The sequence below is a fragment of the Prevotella sp. PTAC genome (assembly GCF_013166535.1).
Taxonomy (GTDB): Bacteria; Bacteroidota; Bacteroidia; order Bacteroidales; family Bacteroidaceae; genus Prevotella.
The window spans coordinates 46,716-67,691 of sequence record NZ_JABKKK010000011.1 but is presented as its reverse complement, the minus strand read 5'-3'; the positions used below and the strand labels follow the sequence as shown (position 1 = coordinate 67,691).

The 20,976-nt window shown below is 50.8% G+C and carries 18 protein-coding genes; 7 read left to right on the top strand and 11 right to left on the bottom strand.

The features are described from left to right. Window positions 1–158: 158 nt before the first annotated feature. Both HPS53_RS09580 and HPS53_RS09575 read right to left on the bottom strand, forming a co-directional pair. Window positions 159–1,229, bottom strand: coding sequence for a DUF4831 family protein (locus HPS53_RS09580; RefSeq protein ID WP_172205904.1), 1,071 nt, complete (start codon window positions 1,227–1,229; stop codon window positions 159–161). A gap of 30 nt (window positions 1,230–1,259) precedes the next feature. Then, window positions 1,260–2,777 (bottom strand): NAD(P)H-hydrate dehydratase, encoded by a 1,518-nt coding sequence (locus tag HPS53_RS09575; RefSeq protein WP_172205902.1) that lies wholly within the window; start codon window positions 2,775–2,777, stop codon window positions 1,260–1,262. Window positions 2,778–2,866: 89 nt separating this feature from the next. Between HPS53_RS09575 and hpt the strand changes: the two genes are divergently transcribed. From hpt to HPS53_RS09550, 5 genes are all read left to right on the top strand, one after another. Further along, window positions 2,867–3,406, top strand: a complete 540-nt coding sequence (gene hpt / locus HPS53_RS09570) for a hypoxanthine phosphoribosyltransferase (protein WP_172205900.1) — start codon at window positions 2,867–2,869, stop codon at window positions 3,404–3,406. Between the two features lie 50 nt (window positions 3,407–3,456). Further along, entirely contained in the window at window positions 3,457–4,035 is a 579-nt protein-coding gene (locus HPS53_RS09565; RefSeq protein ID WP_104368628.1) for an adenylate kinase, read from the top strand. A gap of 1,167 nt (window positions 4,036–5,202) precedes the next feature. Continuing rightward, on the top strand, window positions 5,203–6,378 hold the full coding sequence (obgE, locus tag HPS53_RS09560; RefSeq protein ID WP_172205899.1) for a GTPase ObgE: 1,176 nt from the start codon (window positions 5,203–5,205) through the stop codon (window positions 6,376–6,378). Beyond that, window positions 6,371–7,150 carry a peptidoglycan editing factor PgeF gene (gene pgeF / locus HPS53_RS09555; RefSeq protein WP_172205897.1) on the top strand — a complete coding sequence of 260 codons (780 nt, stop codon included), beginning with the start codon at window positions 6,371–6,373 and terminating at the stop codon, window positions 7,148–7,150. Before obgE ends, pgeF begins: the two co-directional genes overlap by 8 nt. Before the next feature lie 28 nt (window positions 7,151–7,178). Next, a complete protein-coding gene (locus HPS53_RS09550) occupies window positions 7,179–8,345 on the top strand; it encodes a M23 family metallopeptidase (protein ID WP_305848829.1) in 1,167 nt (388 codons plus the stop codon). Window positions 8,346–8,645: 300 nt separating this feature from the next. Here the strand turns inward: HPS53_RS09550 and HPS53_RS09545 are convergent, their stop codons facing one another. The 5 genes from HPS53_RS09545 to HPS53_RS09525 all read right to left on the bottom strand — a co-directional run bounded on the left by HPS53_RS09545 (window position 8,646) and on the right by HPS53_RS09525 (window position 14,016). Beyond that, on the bottom strand, window positions 8,646–9,593 hold the full coding sequence (locus tag HPS53_RS09545; RefSeq protein ID WP_172205895.1) for a M23 family metallopeptidase: 948 nt from the start codon (window positions 9,591–9,593) through the stop codon (window positions 8,646–8,648). Window positions 9,594–9,858: 265 nt separating this feature from the next. Then, complete coding sequence (gene recG / locus HPS53_RS09540; protein WP_172205893.1) at window positions 9,859–11,958, bottom strand: ATP-dependent DNA helicase RecG; 2,100 nt, start codon at window positions 11,956–11,958, stop codon at window positions 9,859–9,861. Window positions 11,959–11,967: 9 nt separating this feature from the next. Further along, on the bottom strand, window positions 11,968–12,627 hold the full coding sequence (locus HPS53_RS09535; RefSeq protein ID WP_172205869.1) for a 2-C-methyl-D-erythritol 4-phosphate cytidylyltransferase: 660 nt from the start codon (window positions 12,625–12,627) through the stop codon (window positions 11,968–11,970). Between the two features lie 86 nt (window positions 12,628–12,713). Further along, the gene (locus HPS53_RS09530) at window positions 12,714–13,283 is read right to left on the bottom strand and encodes a DJ-1 family glyoxalase III (RefSeq protein ID WP_172205867.1); all 570 of its coding nucleotides are present in this window, start codon (window positions 13,281–13,283) and stop codon (window positions 12,714–12,716) included. Between the two features lie 19 nt (window positions 13,284–13,302). Beyond that, window positions 13,303–14,016 (bottom strand): pyridoxine 5'-phosphate synthase, encoded by a 714-nt coding sequence (locus tag HPS53_RS09525; RefSeq protein WP_104368619.1) that lies wholly within the window; start codon window positions 14,014–14,016, stop codon window positions 13,303–13,305. Between the two features lie 141 nt (window positions 14,017–14,157). On the opposite strand from HPS53_RS09525, the gene HPS53_RS09520 reads away from it, so the two are divergent. Both HPS53_RS09520 and HPS53_RS09515 read left to right on the top strand, forming a co-directional pair. Next, a complete protein-coding gene (locus tag HPS53_RS09520) occupies window positions 14,158–15,045 on the top strand; it encodes an NAD kinase (protein WP_104368618.1) in 888 nt (295 codons plus the stop codon). 24 nt (window positions 15,046–15,069) lie between these two features. Then, window positions 15,070–16,740 (top strand): ABC transporter ATP-binding protein, encoded by a 1,671-nt coding sequence (locus tag HPS53_RS09515; protein ID WP_172205865.1) that lies wholly within the window; start codon window positions 15,070–15,072, stop codon window positions 16,738–16,740. Window positions 16,741–16,843: 103 nt separating this feature from the next. Here HPS53_RS09515 and HPS53_RS09510 read toward each other — a convergent pair whose 3' ends face one another. From HPS53_RS09510 to rplS, 4 genes are all read right to left on the bottom strand, one after another. Beyond that, window positions 16,844–18,649, bottom strand: coding sequence for a HAMP domain-containing sensor histidine kinase (locus tag HPS53_RS09510; RefSeq protein WP_172205863.1), 1,806 nt, complete (start codon window positions 18,647–18,649; stop codon window positions 16,844–16,846). Window positions 18,650–18,816: 167 nt separating this feature from the next. Further along, the gene (locus HPS53_RS09505) at window positions 18,817–19,017 is read right to left on the bottom strand and encodes a hypothetical protein (RefSeq protein WP_104368615.1); all 201 of its coding nucleotides are present in this window, start codon (window positions 19,015–19,017) and stop codon (window positions 18,817–18,819) included. 135 nt (window positions 19,018–19,152) lie between these two features. Beyond that, complete coding sequence (locus tag HPS53_RS09500; RefSeq protein ID WP_172205861.1) at window positions 19,153–20,331, bottom strand: phosphoribosylaminoimidazolecarboxamide formyltransferase; 1,179 nt, start codon at window positions 20,329–20,331, stop codon at window positions 19,153–19,155. Between the two features lie 244 nt (window positions 20,332–20,575). Continuing rightward, window positions 20,576–20,935, bottom strand: coding sequence for a 50S ribosomal protein L19 (gene rplS / locus HPS53_RS09495; RefSeq protein WP_104368634.1), 360 nt, complete (start codon window positions 20,933–20,935; stop codon window positions 20,576–20,578). Between the last annotated feature and the right edge of the window lie 41 nt (window positions 20,936–20,976).

The following is a 20,976-nucleotide window of genomic DNA, read 5'->3' as shown; positions in this document are numbered from 1 at the left end:
TTTGTTCGCCTTGTTTTCATTGTTTGTTATTTGCGTAGTCCGCTTTACTTGCTCATGGGTCACGCCCCTTTTGTGATATATGTTACAGATTGTGTGGTATTGAGGTCATCTCCGGTGTCCGATATACCGATACCTTTTTGTGATGTATCACAATCCTTTTACTTTGGTTGTTCGGCATCGAGCCTGGCCACCGAGCCTGTGGTGGGGTTGAGGATCAGTCTTGTGGAGAATCTTTTGTTGAACAGTTCGCTGCTCAGTAGTTCCGTGTGTCCGAACTGTCCGGCATACAGTTCGAAACTTCCCATCATGTGGTTTCCTTTCGAAATCGTCGCCTTTATCTTTCCGGGAACGTTCACGAATATGCCGTTGTCCTGCTGTTTTCTTTTTCCGGCAGGTTCCACAGGGTCTGCCGCCGGTATGCTGTGCAGGTCTGTCACGCTGATATAATAGGGTGTTCCAGACAGATCATCCTTGTCGACGATACCGAGTCTGCGTGAAAGGCGGAACAAAACCTCTTTGCTTATCTCCTTGTCAGGACATACGATGAAGACGTGCTCGGTGGTGTCTTTCTCTGTCGTTCCGGCAAATAGGCTTGTCAGAGCCTTGTCTTGTGTGTCAAGTTGCTCGAGCATCAGTTTCATCTGTGCTCCGTCTTTCGGCATGAAATCGGCTTGTCCGCGTGTCAGCAGGCTTTTGCTCTCGCGTATGTCGTATATTTCCTGTGCGGTTAGCTGTGCCATCTTGGCCGTGCTTCCGGCAGCGAGAATGTCCTCGTTCATGAACTGTCTCGGGTTTACGGGAGCCTTTTTAGGAGCCGGAACGAATGCCGCCGGCGCCTCTGGTGCCGTTGGCTCGGCGTTGATGGCTGTCAGGGTGCCGTCGTCGGCCAGTCTTATGTTTGTCGCCGAACTTTTCGGGTTCAGTTTGATGGAATAGCATTTAGATGTGTCGGCCACCCCTACAGATGTCATGTTTATCGTTGTCACCTTATAGTCGACCGTCTTTTCTGTCTCAACGTCTTTCAATCTGAGAAACCTGTCGGCGTATATGCAGAAGTCGCCGGGAGTATAAGTTGTCTTTTCCACCTGCACGACGATGCGCAGGGCCGTCTTTGGCAGGTAGTATACAGCCCCTTCGGGAGTCACTCCCGGTTTGTATTTGCTTATCGGTGTCTGGGCCATTGCTCCGCAACAGATGGCGAGCAATGCGGCCGTCAATATCTTTCTCATGTCCTTATGGGTGGTATGTCGTTTGCTTTATCAGTCGTTCAATCTCTTGAAAGCCTTCGGCAGACACTCTATTATGTCGCCGGCCACGAGGCTTTCCATTCCTTTCTTTTCGGCTGCGATGTCTCCCGCAAGTCCGTGAAGGTACATGCCCACGATACAGGCATCGGCCTGTTTGTATCCTCTTGCGAGCAGTGCGGTGATTATTCCTGTGAGCACGTCGCCGCTGCCGGCTGTTGCCATGCCTGCGTTGCCCGTAGGGTTGAACATCACGTGGCCGTCAGGCATGCACAGTGCGGAGTATCGTCCCTTTATGATTATGAAAGCGCTTAGTCTCTCCGCCAGCGAGCATGCTTTCGACAGGCGCTCATAGCTGTCCGACGAATGGCTCTCCAGTCTGTCGAACTCCTTGGGGTGCGGTGTCATTATTATGCCTTTTGGCAGTTGTTGAAGCCAGGCCCTGCGGTTGGATAGGATGTTTATCGCGTCGGCATCCGCCACTATCGGGCATTGTGTGCGCCTCAGTTGGGCTATCAGTGCTATGGCCGTGGTCTCGCTTGTGCCCAGTCCCGGGCCGATGCCGAGTGCGTTATAGTCTTCCGTGTCTACCGGCTCTGTAAATACAGTGCTGTCGGAGTCAAGTTGCACCACAGCCTCAGGCACGGCTATTTGCAGTATGTCGTTGTTGTGTTTCGGCGAATGCACCGTCACCTTTCCCGCTCCCGCTCTCAGGCATGCCCTGGCTCCGAGCACTGCCGCTCCCGCCATTCCGTAGCTTCCCGCCACGAGCAGTGCGTTGCCCATGTTGCCTTTGTGGGCGAATTCGTTTCTCGTGAGCATGCGTTTGCGCACGTCGCTCTCTTCCGTCACCGTGTACATAGCCTCCATGTTCTTCATACCCTCGCTGCTGATGCGTATGTCAAGCACTTTGAGGCGACCGATAAACTGCTGGTTCTCGGCGAAGAAGAAAGACAGTTTGGGCTGTTGCAGTGTCAGTGTGATGTCTGCCCTGATGATATTTGCCCGCACGTTGTATGTGTTGTCCTCGGCCATCAGTCCCGAGGGCACGTCTATGCTCGCCACCGCGCACGGCGACGCGTTGATGTATTTCACTAACGACGCGAAGCCGCCGGCCAGCGGTTTGTTGAGTCCGGAGCCGAAAAGGCCGTCGATAACAAGCGTATCCGATTTGAGTTGCGGAGGGTCGAATTCCTGTGTTACCTCCGTGAAGTTTTTTATCCGTTTGCTGTCTGCTGTGAGCCTCTCTTTGTTTTCGAGACATTCGGCGGTCAGTCTGCCGGAGATGTTAAACAGATAGACCGACACCTCATAGCCTTTCTCGGCGAGCAGGCGGGCCGTGGCGAGGGCATCGCCGCCGTTGTTTCCCGGGCCTGCGAACACCACCACCGGAGTGGTATTGTCACGGTAGTCGGCAATGGCGCGGGTAAGTGCCTGCGCCGCCCGCTCCATGAGGTCGAGGGGTTTTATAGGTTCGTGCTCTATCGTATACTTGTCAAGCTCGCTAATCTGAGCGCTTGTAAAAATCTTCATACGTGCAAAAATACAAAATTAATGGTAATAGTTACAATTCTTTGACGGATTTTTAGTAATTTTGTCGCAAAATTAAAGAAAACGTACCTATGAGTATTGTCAGAATAAAGGATAAACAGTTTGAGACTTCCATTCCGGAGGCCGAGATAAAACAGCGTGTCAAGGCCGTGGCGGAGCGCATAAACCGCGACATGGCAGGCAAGAACCCACTGTTGCTCGCCGTTCTCAACGGCTCGTTCGTGTTTGCTGCCGACCTCATGCGCGAGATAACCATTCCATGTGAGATCTCTTTCGTCAAACTGGCGTCGTACCAGGGAACCACATCTACCGGTACCATCAAGGAAGTGATCGGTATCAATGAAGACCTTACAGGTCGCACGGTGATAATCGTAGAGGACATAGTGGAGAGCGGACTGACCATCAAGCGGATGATAGAGAGCCTCGGCACGCGCAATCCGGAATCGGTGCATATCTGCACGTTGCTGCTCAAACCCGAGCGGCTTAAAACCCCGCTCGATATCGAGTACGTGGCTTTCGAGATACCGAACGACTTTATTCTCGGCTACGGGCTCGACTACGATCAGCAGGGGCGCCAGTTGCGCGACATCTACACACTGAAGTCCGAATGACGAAGACGGCTTGGCCGCAAGGTAAGAGAAGTATTAATTTTTAGGATAAAATGAAGAATATAGTGATATTCGGTGCTCCCGGTTCAGGCAAGGGAACACAGAGTGACTTGATGATCGGGAAGTATGGCTTCGGCCATATCTCTACCGGCGACGTGCTGCGTGCCGAGATCAAGGGCGAGACGGAGCTGGGAAAGGTGGCAAAGTCGTTTATAGACAAAGGTCAGCTCATTCCCGATGAGTTGATGATAGACATTCTCGCCAAAGTTTACGACAGCTACGGCAAAGACCATAAGGGAATAATCTTCGATGGTTTTCCCCGTACCATTCCGCAGGCCGAGGCACTGAAAAAGATGCTCGATGAGCGCGGGCACGGCATAGCGGCCATGATAGAGCTTGATGTTCCGGAAGACGAACTGATGGCCCGACTGATAAAGCGCGGCATGGAGAGCGGCCGTTCCGATGATAACGCCGAGACGATAAAGAAGCGTCTTGATGTGTATCACAACCAGACGGCACCGCTGATAGACTGGTATAAGGGCGAGAACCTCCACAATCACATAGACGGTCTTGGTGCCCTCGACCGTATCTTCGCCGACATCAGCAAGGTGATAGATGGTGTTGGGGCGTGAACACCTGATGGTTTTAATGGCAGATATTATTATATTGAAGAGTCGCGGTAGATGATTTCCGCGACTCTTTTTTTTGATGTATAGCGAAGTGTATCGTAATGATGCTTGCTTTCCGATGATTTTTGTTGTAAATTTGTTGTCGGCCGAATTTGGCTTAAACACGAAGAGTATGATAAATAATTACAAAATGATTGGAAGTGATAAAGTTGGTATATGTTCGAAACGCATATTTATGCAATCTTTCTATACCGTGAAATTTGATAAATTTGAAATCGCAGGCTGTCTTCCGTAGGAGAACGGCCGTTTTCGCACATACCGATGTGCCCGTCATTGCCGGTGTCTTACCGCGTTGACGGGCACTATATGTATGGTGATGTCCGTCATAGAGGCTCCCGATGCTCTGCATCGGGAGCCTCGTTGCGTTATAACGGGTATCTTATTGCATTGCATTTAGACGCTAAACGGAATGCAACCAGTATCTAAACGCAATGCAATAAGATACCCGTTGCAATAATACGGTGTTCCGGATGTTGAGAATCGGGTGCCGGCCGGTCGGGAACAGGGATATATCAAAAAATCAAGGCGGTTTTGGCTGTTTTACAATTTCTTTTTGTATAAATATACAGTTGGTGAAGATTGCGGTATGTTTGATTTTTATTTACAATATATAAAATCGGCACCCCGACTTTTTATGCCATGAAAAGTCGGGGAGCCGATTTTGTGAAGCAACAGTGCGTTTGCCAGTCATGTTTTTCTGCCTGTCTTTGTACTGTGCGCTATGCACGGGATTGCCGTATGGATAAGTATCCATATGATAATTATTTCAGGAAGTATATCTTTTGTTTTTTTGGTTTTCATGACTTATCCGGGTTTTGTTTTTGCTGTTATTTTAAGGATGTTAAGAATCATGTGATATGCCACAGAGCCGGTAATCACGATGTGTAGGAGTATTATTATGATACCTCTTCTCGGCATGCTTACCGATGGCAAAGTCAGTGAAATGTTTTATTTATAGGATGTTTTCGGCACTGTTATTTTTATAAACGAAAAATAATACTGTTGCTCGTAGGTGTAATAGGCGTCCCGTAGCTTAATTGCCTTGTTTTGGCCGTATTCTCGTTTTAAATTCGTATCTTTGCACATTATTTACACATTATTATAATAAAAATGGCAGAATCCAATTTCGTAGATTACGTTAAGATATATTGCCGCTCAGGCAAGGGCGGCCGTGGCTCCATGCACCTGCGTCATGTTAAATACCAGCCGAATGGCGGGCCGGACGGCGGCGACGGCGGTAACGGCGGCAGTGTGTATCTGCGCGGTAACCATAATTACTGGACATTGCTCCATCTGAAATACGAACGGCACGTGCGTGCGGAACATGGCGGCAACGGCGGGCGCGACAAGTGTCATGGCACAAATGGAAAAGACGTGTATATCGATGTCCCTTGCGGCACGGTGGTGTATAATGCCGAGACAGGAAAATATATCTGCGACGTGGCCTACGACGGACAGGAGGTGCTGCTGCTCAAGGGCGGCCGCGGCGGGCTTGGTAATTTCCAGTTTCGTTCGGCCACCAATCAGGCGCCGCGTTATGCCCAGCCGGGCGAGCCGATGCAGGAGCTTACGATAGTGCTCGAGTTGAAACTTCTTGCCGATGTCGGTCTGGTGGGATTCCCGAATGCCGGCAAGTCAACGTTGCTCTCATCGCTGTCGAGTGCGCGTCCGAAGATAGCCAACTATCCGTTCACCACGCTCGAGCCGTCGCTCGGGATAGTGGAATATCGTGACCGTCAGTCGTTTGTGATGGCAGACATCCCCGGAATCATAGAGGGGGCGAGCGAGGGCAGGGGACTCGGATTGCGGTTCCTGAGACATATAGAGCGCAACTCGTTGCTGCTCTTCATGGTGCCCGGCGATACGGACGATATAAAGAAGGAATATGAGATACTGCTCAACGAACTGAGAAATTTCAATCCCGAGATGCTTGACAAGCACAGGGTGCTGGCAGTGACAAAGAGCGATCTGCTCGACGACGAGCTGATAGAAATGCTCCGCGAGACACTGCCCGATGATGTGCCCGTGGTTTTCATTTCGTCTGTGGCCGGAATAGGGCTCAACGAATTGAAAGATACACTGTGGCGTGAGCTTAACAGCGAGAGCAACAAGTTGCAAGGTATCATCACAAGCGATAATATAGTGCATCGTGACAAGGACATGACCCGCTTCTCGGCGGAGCTGTCGGCAGAGGGCGAGGATGATGATATCGAATATATAGACGACGTGGAAGACTGTATAGAAGACCTCGACGACTTCGAGTACGAGGAGGAAGAGGATGAGTAGTCCTGTGCTCAGGTACTATGAGATGGGGCATGGCGTGACAGCTTTCAGCAGTACGCGGCATGGTGGATGCGGCAAAGGCACTTACGGCTCTTTCAACGTGAACAAATATTGCGGTGACGAGCCTGCGGCCGTGGCCGAAAACCGGCGGATGCTGTGCGCGGAGCTTGGCATCGGCACCGACAATCTCGTTGTTCCGCATCAGACACACGGCACCGCTGTGCGCCGGATTGCAGCCGGGTTCGTATCGTTGTCTGCCGATATGAGGGACATGTTGCTTGAAGGCGTCGATGCGGTGATGACCGATGTGAAAGGTATGTGTGTGGGAGTGTCTACGGCCGACTGCATACCGATACTGCTTTATGATGCCCGTCATGGAGCCTGTTGTGCCGTTCATGCCGGTTGGCGTGGTACGGTGGCACGTATTGTGGAACGGGCTGTTGACGAAATGGCGGCTCACTACGGTACGCAAGCCGAAATGTTGACAGTCGTCATAGGCCCGGGCATATCGCAGGAGGCTTTCGAGGTGGGTGATGAGGTATATGAAGCGTTCGACCGTGAGGGTTTCACGATGGGGCGCATTGCCCGCAGATACGACAAGTGGCATATCGATTTGTGGGAGTGCAACCGTATTCAACTGATTTCAAAAGGTGTCAATCCCGATAAGATATTCATCGACGGTACGTGCACTTACAAGAACTGCGGCGAGTTTTTCTCGGCTCGCCGTCTCGGAACTGGATCGGGGCGCATATTCACGGGGATAATGATGAAATGACTACTGACGAAACAATAAATATAAACCGATGGTTGGACTTAGAAAGATATTACTGTCAACAGTGCTTGTCGCAGCCATGACAGCGGCGGCGAAAGATGAGTTTACAATGCTCGAGCAGCAGCAGATAAGCATAGAGACACCCGGATTGTTTGCTGGTTCGGCCGCTTTCTCGGTGGATTTCGCCGGTCTGCGCCCTGCGGAATACTGTTTTCCGCTGCCTGTGGGCAAGGCAAAGGCGGTGAAAGACAATTGGCTTGAGATAACCACGGCTCACGGAGACGCGGTCAAGGCGATGTTCTCCGGAACGGTGCGAATGTCCAAAAAGCATCAGACACTTGGCAATGTTATCGTCATCAGGCACGAAAACGGACTGGAGACGGTATACGGATACAATGCGCAGAACCTTGTGAAGGTTGGCGATGGAGTGAAAGCCGGACAGACGGTGGCCATTGTCGGAGGCGATAAGGGACGTGTGTTTTGCATGTTCTCTGTGATGGTCAATGGCGGAAGGATAAATCCGGCCACGCTCATCGGTATTAATTCGCATCGCCTGCTGCGGCAGACGGTGATGTTCAAGAAGACCGCTTTCAATGTGGATCTCAGTGTGGTGACACCCGATAAACTGGGAGATAAAGCACTATCGGCTGCCGGTAAGGCAGGCGATATGGGCACCAATCCGTTTGCGGGCGGCAATAAGTTCTCGCTGAATTTGGCAAATCTTGATGCCGGAGAGTGGTGCTATCCGTTGGCTGGGGCAAAGGTGATAAGTGCGTTTGGTCGTCGTGGAGGCCGCCGGCATACCGGTGTTGATATCAAGACCCGGCCTAACGATAATATCCTGGCTGCTTTTGACGGTGTTGTGACTATGTCACAGACGTATAGCGGATACGGAAAGTGTATAAAAATACGCCATAGAAGTGGTATCGAGACACTGTACAGTCATAATTCCAAGAACCTTGTGAAAGTGGGTGATATAGTGAAAGCCGGTCAGGTGATAGCCCTTGTGGGACGTACCGGCCGCGCCACGACGGAGCATCTGCATTTCGAATGTCGTATAAACGGCCAGCCGTTTGACCCCGGAAAGATTTTCAATCATGCCACACATTCGTTGAAAATGGATGTGCTTACGTTCACGAAAAAGGGAAGTAGCGTGTCTATAACATCCGGAAAAAATTATATCGCAAAAGGGAAGTGATGCTGTTTTCTCATCGGTTGCCGGCGGTGGAAGTGTGATGGCTTTGTGTTTCCGGCTTTTTTTGCTATGTATCGTGGTGCGTTCAATGTTAATTAGCTGTATAATGAAAAACCAGGCTCGTCAATCATTGGCGAGCCTGGTTTTATTATGATTACCTGTTTGTTTTCCTTAATATCGTCTGTCTGTTGTCTTTTAAATACAGGGTTATTGTCTTTTTGTTATTGACATATTGTTATTTATAACCACGCTTGTTGGTTTTCTTGCTTCAGCTTTGTTTCTATCGGATAGCGTATTATACCGTCAGTTGTATTTCAATATCTGTCCGGGCATGAGGCGTATTCTCTTGCCTATCCTGTTCAGTTTGCACAGCGCATCGACCGTGGTGCCGCGTTTACGGGCAATTGAAGATAGAGTCTCGCCGGAGCGGACTTTGTGGAAGCGCACGTCTGTAGCGTAAGAGGCAGCTGGTGCCGCTGTTGCCAACTCAATGTCTTCGTTGTCTTTATCGCTGTTGCCTGTTGATTTTCCACCCACTCCGCGCAGACGGTTGGCTATAGCCGACTCACCCTCGTATGTGTCGCGACGGAACATATAGTTGTCGTTCACAACGTCTTGGTTTCTGAAATCGAACATTATTGCCGGATTGAGAGCCACTCCGCAGAGGCGTGTCTCGAAATGCAGGTGCGAACCAGTGCTTCGTCCGGTGTTTCCACCGAGGCCTATCGGGTCGCCTGCTTTGACCTCATCGTTCTCTGTCACGAGATGTTTGGACATGTGTCCGTATATTGTCTCAAGGCCGTTGTAGTGGCGGATTACCACATATTTGCCATATCCGCGTGCCTCGTATCTTACAATTCTTACTTTTCCGCTGAATGCCGCACGTATAGTGTCGCCGATATATACTTTCACGTCGATGCCTTTGTGTTGACGGCCCCAACGGTGTCCGAAGTTGGAAGTGACGACTCTGCTGGTTGTCGGCATGCAGAATCCGCGGAGATTGATATTGAATGAGTCGGGCAGTGCGGTAGCTTTATGTGCGTAGCGGTTGTCCCATTCGTTGTAAAGATCGGCCGACGGAGATTCCAATTGCTCGTTCTGTATGAGTCTGCTCAATGCGACAGAGTCTACGGCTTTCATCTTTTTGTCTATCGGTGCCTGCTTTGCAAGCAAATCCTGAGCCACCGACGGTATGGCGCTTAATGATAAGCACGCGGCAATGGCAACAGTTCTAATCTTATTCAGTATCATAAATTGTTTCAGTCAAAAAAATAAAAAATGCGTTTTGGTTAAGTAGCATGGCACAGAATAATTCATAATCCAATTACAATATGCCAATGACTGTTCGTAATATGAACGTTGCAAAGATAGCAAATATTTTATAATTATGTGCCATATTAACACAAATTGTGTGTTAATTAACACTTAAATCTTAATAAAAGGGCTTGATTTATAATTAATTGACTGATAGCGGTATGTGGTTGTTGGATGATCGGAAGCCTTTTTCACTGTATTGTCATGATATCGCGGCCCAGTTTATTTCTGTCTTGCGCAGTTCTTTCAACCTGTTCCACAGCGTTGCGTATTTCGGTTGTATGCATTCAGGGTCATTTTCAATTATGTCTTGTGCCTCGTCTCTTGCCATCTGCACAATCTGTCCGTCCCGTGCTATGTCCGCAATTTTCAGGTCGAAGGCCATTCCGCTCTGTTGTGTGCCTTCAAGGTCGCCCGGGCCGCGTAGTTTCAAGTCGGCCTCGGCTATGCGGAATCCGTCGCATGTGTCGCACATAATATCAATGCGCTTACGAGTATCATCGCTCATTTTGATGGATGTCACGAGGATGCAGAACGACTGTTCGGCTCCGCGGCCCACTCTGCCGCGCAACTGGTGCAACTGGGACAGGCCGAAACGCTGTGCGTCGAAGATTACCATTACTGATGCGTTGGGCACGTTTACGCCTACTTCTATCACTGTGGTGGCTACCAGTATCTGTGTCTCGCCGCTTACAAACTTGCGCATTTCCTCTTCTTTCTCTTTCGGTTTCATGCGCCCGTGAACTTTGCTTAACCGGTATTCGGGAAACACCTGGCAAAGCGTATCATATCCTGTCTCAAGGTTTTTGAGGTCGCTCTTCTCGCTTTCTTCTATCAGCGGGAATACGATATACACCTGTCGGCCAGCGTTTATCTGTCTGCGTATGCCGTTGTAGAGGCTTGCCATTCTTGTGTCTGGAATATTGGTTGTCACCACCGGTTTTCTGCCGGGCGGCAATTCGTCTATCACGCTCACGTCCAGGTCGCCATAGAGGGTCATCGCCAGTGTTCGGGGAATGGGGGTGGCGGTCATCACGAGAACGTGCGGCGGTCTCTCGCTCTTGCCCCACAGCCTTGCTCGCTGTGCCACGCCGAAGCGGTGTTGCTCGTCCACCACAACGATGCCGAGGCGCGAGAACCTCACGGTGTCTTCTATCACGGCGTGTGTTCCCACGAGAATTTTTATCTCTCCCGACAGCAATCCTTCAAGTACCCCTTGCCGGCGTTTGCCTTTCACTATCCCGGTGAGCAGTTCCACGCGTATATCCATGTCGCCTATAAACTCGCCGATGGTGGCGAGATGCTGTTCGGCGAGTATCTCGGTAGGGGCCATTATGCATGCTTGGAAGCCGTTGTCGAGCGCTATCAGCATGGCCATCAGCGCCACGAGTGTTTTCCCCGAGCCTACATCGCCTTGCAGAAGGCGGTTCATCTGCCGTCCCGAGTTCATGTCGCTCCTTATCTCACGCACTACTCTTTTCTGCGCTTCGGTGAGCGGGAAGGGCAGGTTGTTGCGGTAAAAGCCGTTGAACAGTTCACCCACGCGGGCGAAATTGTATCCACGATACTTGCGCCTGTGGTCGCTGGCATACCTTACGATATTCAATTGCACATAGAAAAGCTCCTCGAATTTGAGTCTCAGTCGGGCACGTTCGAGTTCCTGTGCGTTTTTGGGATAGTGTACGGCGCGCAGCGCTTCGTCTCTCGACATCAGGTGATGTTTGGCCGTGATGAAGTCGGGCAGAGTCTCTTTTATCGGTGTGCTGATGCGTTCGAGCATGCTTTTGGTGAGCCGTTCGAGCGTGCGCGACGTTATTCCGCTCTTCTTCATCTTCTCCGTCGTGGAGTAATAGGGCTGCAATCCCATGCCTTGCAGCTCCATGCCGTCGGCCGGATCGATTTCCGGGTGAACCACGTTGACACGTCCGTTGAATACTGTCGGTTTTCCGAAGACAATATACTCGGTACCTATCTTATATGTCTTCTTTGCGTATTTTCCTCCGTTAAACCACGTCAGGTCCATTATTCCGGTGCCATCGCTGAAGTGGGCCACCACCCGTTCTTTACGGGGTCCCATCTCGAATGTCTCGAAACTCAGTATGCGTCCACGTATCTGGACGAACGGCATGTCGCCTGTCAGTTCCTTGACCGTATACAGCCGGCTGCGGTCGACATACTTATAAGGAAAGTACATCAGCATGTCGCCGAACGAGGCGATGCCCAGTTCGGTGCCCAGTATTTTCTTCCTGCTCGGTCCCACGCCGGGCAGGAACTGTATGTCTTGGCTCAATATGTCGGTCATGGTGTCGTTTCAGCGGGCGAGCGCCTCGGCCACTTTCAGGTCGAAAGGCGTCGTTATCTTTATGTTTTCCCTGTTTCCGTCAACGAGTGTTATGGCGTGTCCCATGCTTTCCGCCACCGAGGCGTCGTCTGTGAAAGCCCCGGTGTATTCCTGCCGGTATGCGTTTTTCAGCAGGCCGATGTCGAATGCCTGCGGTGTCTGCACCAGTTTGTAGGCGTCTCTCGGCACCGTGCCTTCACTTACGTGGCGCAAGGTCTCCACCACAGGTATAACCGGCACCGCCGTCCCCGTGTTCCTTGCCGTGTCGTAGCAGCGGCGTATGACCTCGATAGAGGGAAAGGGGCGTACTCCGTCGTGCACACCAACCACTCCGTTCGCATTGTCGGGAATGGCCGACAGACCGTTTTTCACTGAGTGAAACCGTGTCGCCCCGCCCTTTACTATGATATGCGGTATGTCAAACGAATGTTTTTCGCACAGTCCGTGCCAGTAGTCCTGCTGATCCTCGGGCAGCACGAGTATTACGCCCATGTCGCCGTCGTAGTCGTGAAAACGCCTTATGGTGCGCATTAGCACGGGTATCCCGCCGACAGGCAGAAACTGTTTGGGCATGTCGCTTCCCATGCGCAGTCCCTTACCACCGGCCACTATTATGACGTAATCTCCCATTTTGTCTGCCTTTTGTTCGTGATATATGCTTTATGTATGTCTTGCCTGCTGTTCTGTGAAGCTGTAGGGCTGATAACGTTATGTTGTCATTTGCCTGCGGCAATGAGATGCAGATACATCATGCCCTTTGCCACTTCGTGTGCCGTGGCTTCGTCTGTGAGCGTGGCGAGCAGTTCGTAGGCAAACGGGAAAGTGGCGGCAGGGCCTTCGCCTGTCGTTATGTTGCCGTCTGTGGTGAACAGGTCGGCTGTGTATTGAGCGCCTTCGAGATACTTCTCGAATCCCGGGTAGCATGTGGCACGGCGTCCTTTGAGCAGTCCCAGATTGCCGAGCACCATCGGAGCGGCGCATATAGCGGCTATTTTTCCGCCTTTCCTGTCCTGTTCCAGCAGTGCGTCGCGCACTCCCTTGTGGTCGTTGAGGTTGGTCGCTCCGGGCATTCCGCCGGGCAATACCAGCATGTCGGCATCGGCGAAGTCGGCCTGTCCGAAGGGCATGTCGGCCATTACGGTCACCCCGTGCGCCGTGTTTACGGCCGTGCCGTTTTTTATACTCACTGTTTTCACGTCCACGCCCCCGCGCCGCAGTATGTCTACGGTAGCCAGTGCTTCGACATCTTCAAATCCGTCTGCGAGGAATACATATACTTTTGCCATGATGATATTGTTTTGTTGATTATTCTATACATGCGAGATAAAGCCCGATCGTGTCTTTGAGGCCCATGTACAGGGCATCGCAGATAAGCGCATGGCCTATGCTCACCTCGTCTACCCACGGTATTCGGGCGTGGAAGTAACTTAGGTTTACCAGACTGAGGTCGTGTCCTGCGTTGAGACCGAGACCGGACTTGCGTGCCTCTACCGCCGCTTCGACGAACGGAGCGATGGCCGCTTCCCTGTCGGCGGCATATCCGGCGGCATAAGGCTCGGTGTAGAGTTCCACACGGTCGGTGCCGCATTCCATGGCGTGTGCCACCATCTCTGCGTTCGGATCTACGAATATCGATGTCCGTATGCCCGCTTCCTTAAATCTGCCGATGACGTCGGTGAGAAACGTTTTGTGAGTTTTTGTGTCCCATCCGTGATTTGACGTGAGCTGATCTGCCGCGTCGGGCACGAGCGTGACCTGTGTGGGGCGTGTTTCGAGAACAAGGTTTATATAGCTTTCGGTCGGGTTCCCCTCGATGTTAAGTTCCGTTTTTATCAGCGGGCGTATGTCTCTCACGTCTTGGTAGCGTATGTGTCTCTCGTCCGGTCTCGGGTGCACGGTGATACCCTGCGCTCCGAAAAGCTCACAGTCGAGCGCCACTTTCAGTACATCGGGATTGTTCGCTCCCCGTGCGTTTCGTATTGTGGCAACTTTGTTGATGTTTACGCTTAATTTCGTCATTTATGCAATTAATTTAATTTGTTTTCTTCCGTTTTCGTCAAAATTAAGTAAATTTGCGGAAATATTCATCCGCAAATTTACGAAATGTTTGTCAAATAAAGGCATTGCATTTGGATAAAAGAGATATAAACAAGGATTTTTATGACATCACGAAAACTCAAGTTCGCGATATTCGGCAATACCTACCAGACATGTAAGTCCGCTGCCATACACCATGTGTTGGCCTGTCTGCGCGACGGCGGAGCGGAAGTGCATATAGACAGGGAGTATTATGATTTTCTCTTGGCTTCAGGCATGATTGTTCCTGATGAGGCGGAAGTGTTTGAAGGTGATGACTTCGATGCCTCTTTCGTTATTTCGATGGGGGGCGACGGCACGTTTCTTAAAGCCGCCGGCCGTGTCGGTGACAAGGAAATACCCATTCTCGGTGTCAACATCGGGCGGCTCGGATTTCTTGCCGGTGTCAACCCCGATGAGTTTGCCGTGTGTTTCCGCTCGCTTTTATCCGGCGATTACGATACCGAATGTCGTGAGGTCATAATGGTCGATACCGATGGAGAGCCGTTTCCCGGATGTTGCCGTGCGCTGAACGACGTGGCGATATTGAAGCGCGACAATGCCTCGATGATTTCTGTCCGCACGATGATAGACGGCGAATACCTTACGACCTTCCGTGCCGACGGCCTTATTGTCAGCACCCCCACCGGCTCCACGGCCTATTCGTTGTCTAACGGCGGTCCGATAATAGTGCCCGGCACGCACGTCTTCTCACTCACGGCGGTGGCACCCCACAGCCTCAATATCCGTCCTATAGTAATACCCGACACATCTACGGTGACACTGACGGTGGAGAGCCGGAGCCACAATTTTCTCGTGGCGGTGGACGGGCGGTCGGAGAAATGCAGCGATGTGACGAGTCTCACCATTCGCAAGGCACCTTATCAGGTGCGGATAGTGAAGCGTGCGGGTTATCGTTATTTCGATACTCTGCGCGAGAAGATGATGTGGGGGATGGACAAAAGGGCATGAATGGACTGCCGGCCGTGATTAGCAATGAAAGATACGCATACGAACAACGATTATAAATGGTTTGAAATAGTATCCTGGCTTTGGCGCGTGTCGCGCGGAAACAGGTTGCAGGCCGTGCTCAATGCCGTGCTCGGACTGCTTGGCGTGGCCGTGAGTCTCGGTTCTGTGTGGGCCGTGCAGCGGGCCATCGACATAGCGGCGGGTTCGCGTTCCGGTGATTTATATATGGCGGTGTCTGTGATGGCCGGTCTCATATTGTGTGATTTTGCTGTCAATATCGGTAGGGTATGGATTAAAAATATACTTGGGGTAAGAGCGCAGAACCGCATGCAGCGTAAGATGCTCGACGGATTGATACGTGCCGAGTGGAGCGGCAGGGAGCGTTTCCACAGCGGTGACGTGATAAACCGTCTTGAACAGGATGTCGGTGCCGTGGTGGTTTTTGTCACCGAGACCATACCCAATGCCATTTCCGTATTGGCGATGTTTGCCGGTGCTTTTGTGTATCTCATGCGTATGGATGCCGTGCTGGCTTTCATCACGGTTGGCATTCTTCCTGTTTTCATTCTTGCCAGCCGTGTATATATGAGTCGCATGAGGCGGTATACCCGAAGTGTGAGAGCGTGTGACAGCCGTGTGCAGAGTATATTGCAGGAGTCGGTGCAGCACAGGATGCTCGTCAAGACGCTCGAATGTGGCGGGGAGATGCTCGGACGCCTCGACGATGGGCATGCCGAATTGCGCTCGCATGTTCGTAAACGTACTGTGTTTTCCGTATATTCCAATTTCGTTCTCAACGCGGGATTTTCGCTTGGATATATCATAGCCTTCCTTTGGAGCGCTGTAAGGCTCTATCACCACACGTTGACTTTCGGCGCCATGACCGCCTTTCTGCAACTTGTGTACCGCATACAGGGGCCGGCGAGGGATATGACCAAGCTCGCTCCGGCTTTTGTGTCGGTGTTCACGGCTGCCGAGCGACTGATGGAACTTGAAGACATACCGCACGAGGTGCAAGGCAGCGGTGTCATGCTCGGCGGGGCGTGCGGTGTCCGGCTTATCGGTGTGAGCTATATTTACGGCGGCAGCGCACGCAGGGTGATAGACAATTTCTCTTTCGACTTCAAGCCCGGCAGTTGTACGGCGATACTCGGCGAGACCGGAGCCGGCAAGACAACACTCATAAGGATGATGCTTGCGCTGATAAGTCCGGGGGAAGGGCTGGCACAGATTTACGACACGGCGGGAAACGTTCATGAGCTGTCGCCACTCACACGGTGCAATTTTGTATACGTGCCGCAAGGGAACACGCTCCTTAGCGGAACCATACGTGACAATCTGCTGCTCGGACGCCCGACGGCTACGGACGACGAGATGAATGCCGTATTGCGGCAGGCTTGTGCCGATTTTGTGTTCGACCTGCCCGACGGTCTTGACACCGTGGCGGCTGAGGCGGGCGGTGGCCTGAGCGAGGGGCAGGCCCAGCGGATAGCGATTGCCAGGGCATTACTGCGTGACCGGTCGGTGTTGCTGTTTGACGAGGCTACGAGTGCGCTCGATCCGGAGACCGAACGTAGGCTGCTGACCAACATATTGAGTGGAAGCGACAAGACTGTGATATTCATCACTCACCGTCAGGCGGTGGTGGACTATTGCGACAGTGTTCTGACGGTTGAGGAGAACAGGTGCGATTGACAGCTGTTCACTATTCGGAAATAATATTATGAAATGTCTTTCACGACCTGTTTGATTTTGTAAAAACCGAGGTCGTAAACGGTCTTTGTCAGTGTGAATATGGTCAGTTGTCTGTCAGCGGTAAAGTGATGATAATACGTGTACCGTCCTTATAGTTCTTGTCTATCGACAGACTGCCGTCGAGTTGTTCGGCTATCTGCCGTGACAATGGGAGGCCGATGCCCAGTCCGCTTTTGAATTCGTCCATTTTGTAGAATAGGTCGAAGACCTTGTTTATTTGATCTTCGGGGATGTACTCACCATGGTTGGCGATGCTTATCACCACGTTTTCCCGTTTATCGTCAAGGCTGCATTCTATTACGACCGCTTCTCCGTTACCGAACTTACAGGCATTGTCAATCATGTTGTCGAGTATGTTTGATATGCCGGCTGCGTTGGTTTTGATTTTCAGATTGTCTTTTACTGATGTATTGAATATAATCTCTGGAGCGTCGGGCTGTTTCTCTCTAAGTCTTGCCACGGCTTTTCGGCAGATATCGTTGCATGGCACAATGTCGTTTTTGCTCATATAGCTTGTGCTCGCTTCCGATGAGATATAAAGAAGATTGTTTATTATTTTGACTATCTGATTCGAGCTGTCGGATATTCTTTTCGCTATGTCGCTCCTTTCTTCATGTGATAACTGGAAGTCGGGCACACTCATGATTTGGGCGAAGCCCGATATGATGTTCAGTGGGGTGCGTATCTCGTGGCTCATGTTGTTTCTTATAGTGTCTTTCATCCGTTCGGCTTCCTGTGCCTTGTCTCTCATCACTTCGAGGTTGCGGTTCTTGCGTGCTATTTTTTTCAGGTATCTGTTCCTGTTTTTTACCACCAGTCCCAGACATACGATTATTACAAATGCCATGGCGGTGATGAGCGTGAGCACCATGTTTGTCATCTTGTCTTTCTCCGCCTTGCTTCTGATTTTGGTTATCTCGATATCGTTTTCAACCTCGTAAAGGTCGTCTATCATCACTTCGTTGCTGACAGAATCCTTGAACTGCATGTATTCTTTAAGCGCGTCGTATGCCGCGGCCAGGTTGCCAGACATCTCGTATATCTTGTTTTTCATCTTGTAGCGGTCTATGTTTGTCATCATATCGGCCTGCTCCAATGCTTTGTCGTACTCGCCGCATGCGGCGTGGTATGCCATCCGTACGTATGTGATGTAAGTCTCGCTGAATTCCGGACCGTACTCTTTTTTCAGGCGCATGTAGTTGTTGTATTCCTTTTTCACCGCCACCTGGTCTTTGTTGAAAAACTCGGCTATGACCTTGAAGCCCACTATGTCGCTGTATTCGTATTTCATCCTTTCCGGATTTATCAGTGAGAGGGCCTTGTTCAGATCTTTGAGTGCCTGCTTGGGATGGTCTTCCATTCTCACGTTGGCCAACTCCTTGTATATCTGTACTTTGAAAAGCGTATCTTTGTCATCGGCCTCTTCAAGTGCCTTTTTCAGATATTTCTCTCCCATCATGATGTTGCCTTGCAGTGAGTATATTATGCCCATCATGTATGTCGCGTTGTGGAGTTCGTCGGAACATTTGCGCCATTTCATGTCTTTCGACATCTCGACGGTTTTTCTCATGGCCTTGAAGAAGTGGTTGAAGTTTATGTCGTATATGATTTCGCTTTGCCATGCGTTGTAGAAGTTGTGCATGTTTCCGCCCGCGAGGCAGTATGCCTTGTATTTGGTTGTGGCATCATAGAAAGCTTCTTTGTCGGTGGTGTTGAAGTATTTGCGCATGTCATCCATCAACTTTTTAGACACAGAGTCGATCTGTTGGTCGCCTGCCGCGGAAGCATGGCCTGCCTTAAATACGCATAAAGGCAATATGACGATTATAAAAAGCCGTCTTAATATCATTGATTTAATATTTCACAAATTGTACATAAGTTCCGCAAAGGTAGCCATTAAATGTCAAAAAACTTTGCGGGGGGGTAAAAATAGCGAAATAAATGTGAAATATTGCAAACAAAAACACGGTGTAATGACTTTAATTTCCGCCATCACCCGTATGCCGGTTTTTGCGTTCAGTGCTTGCGTCTGTTGGCCCGTTGCTCACGGTATTTGGCTTTTTGCCGTGCCGATCCGCTTCCGTGTGCGCCGGTTATATATTTCTTTTTCTTGGCCTTGGTTTTCACTTTGCCGTTGTCTTCGTCTTTTCTGGGGCTGTTTCTGAATACTACGCCGCCACCCGCTATGATCTCGTCTATGTTGTCTCCTATGCTCATTTCTTTTCGGTTTATTCTCTTTTATAATGTACGGGATGTGTCTTACAGTGGTATTGTGAAAATAAAAGATAAGGAGTCGCGGGATTTTCAGCGTACTAACGAATCCTTTATCTCCTTATCTTTTGTAGTTGTTTATCAGTGATGGAAGAGGCGCACGCCCGTGAACGCCATGGCGATGTCGTATTTGTCGCAAGTCTCTATCACGTTGTCGTCACGCACCGAGCCGCCGGCCTGGGCAATGTATTGCACTCCGCTCTTGTGGGCTCGCTCTATGTTGTCTCCGAATGGGAAGAAAGCGTCGCTTCCGAGTGCCACGCCGGTGTTGCGGGCAATCCACTCTTTTTTCTCTTCCATGGTGAGAACCTCGGGCTTCTCCTTGAAGAACATCTGCCATGTGCCCTCGCGCAGCACGTCGTCGTGGTCTTCGCTGATATATACGTCGATAGTATTGTCACGGTCGGCACGGCGTATTTTGTCTGCAAATGGCAGGTTCATTACCTTGGGGTGCTGTCTGAGCCACCATATATCAGCCTTGTTTCCTGCGAGACGCGTGCAGTGTATGCGGCTCTGCTGGCCGGCACCGATGCCTATTGCCTGTCCGTCTTTGACGTAGCACACGGAGTTGCTCTGCGTGTATTTAAGGGTGATGAGGGCAATGATGAGGTCCCGGCGTGCTTCGTCGGTGAATGTTTTGTTTTTTGTGGGGATGTTCTCGAAGAGAGACGGGTCGTTGAGGTCTATCTCGTTGCGTCCCTGTTCGAATGTCACTCCGAACACTTGCTTGCGCTCTATCTGCTCGGGTATGTAGTTGGGGTCGATTTTTATCACGTTATACGTGCCTTTGCGCTTGTCTTTGAGTATCTCGATTGCCTCGGGTGTGTAGTCGGGCGCTATCACTCCGTCGCTCACCTCGCGCTTTATCAGTGTGGCCGTGGCGGCGTCGCAGGTATTGCTCAGGGCCACGAAGTCACCGTAAGAGCTCATGCGGTCCGCTCCTCTGGCACGTGCGTATGCGCATGCTATTGGTGAAAGCTCTTTCACGTCGTCCACGAAATAAATCTTTTTCAGTGTGTCGTCGAGTGGCAGTCCTACGGCTGCTCCGGCGGGAGACACGTGCTTGAACGAGGCTGCGGCGGGCAGTCCGGTTGCGGCTTTCAACTCTTTGACAAGCTGCCAGCTGTTCAATGCGTCGAGAAAGTTGATGTATCCCGGGCGGCCGTTAATCACTTCGAGCGGCAGTTCGCCCTCGGTCATGAATATGCGTGAGGGCTTTTGATTCGGATTACATCCGTACTTCAATTCCAATTCTTTCATAATCAATTATTATTTAGCTGCCGCAAAGTTACTTATTTTATGTGAGATATGCAAAAAGGCTTTCCCGCTTTTCTCTTTATTGTTGTCGTGTTTATTTGCAATGCCTCTCCTTATAAACCCGTGTACTCGCGGCAATGGTGTCTTGTATGCCGTATGCGTAAGTGGCGGCTGCATAAGACAAGGCGTGGCAACCCGTCTTCGGATTGCCACGCCTGATAAATCTTTCCTTGGATAGCGCGCGATATTATTTCGCGATGGCTCTTCTTCTCTCCTTGATGCGTGCTTTCTTACCTGTGAGATTACGCAGGTAGTACAACTTGGCGCGACGAACCTTACCATACTTGTTCACCTCGATGTTGTCGATATTGGGTGACTCGATGGGGAAGATACGCTCCACACCTACCGTTCCCGACATCTTGCGGACGGTGAAACGCTTCTTGTTGCCGTGGCCGGAAATCTTGATTACTACACCGCGGTAGAGCTGTATACGCTCTTTTGAGCCCTCGACGATTTTGTAAGCGACAGTGATTGTGTCACCGGATCTGAATTCCGGGAACTGTTTGCCGGTTGCAAATGCTTCTTCAGCAACTTTAATTAAATCCATTTTCTTCTGATAATTAAATTTGTTCTTGTCGTTCTGGCGCA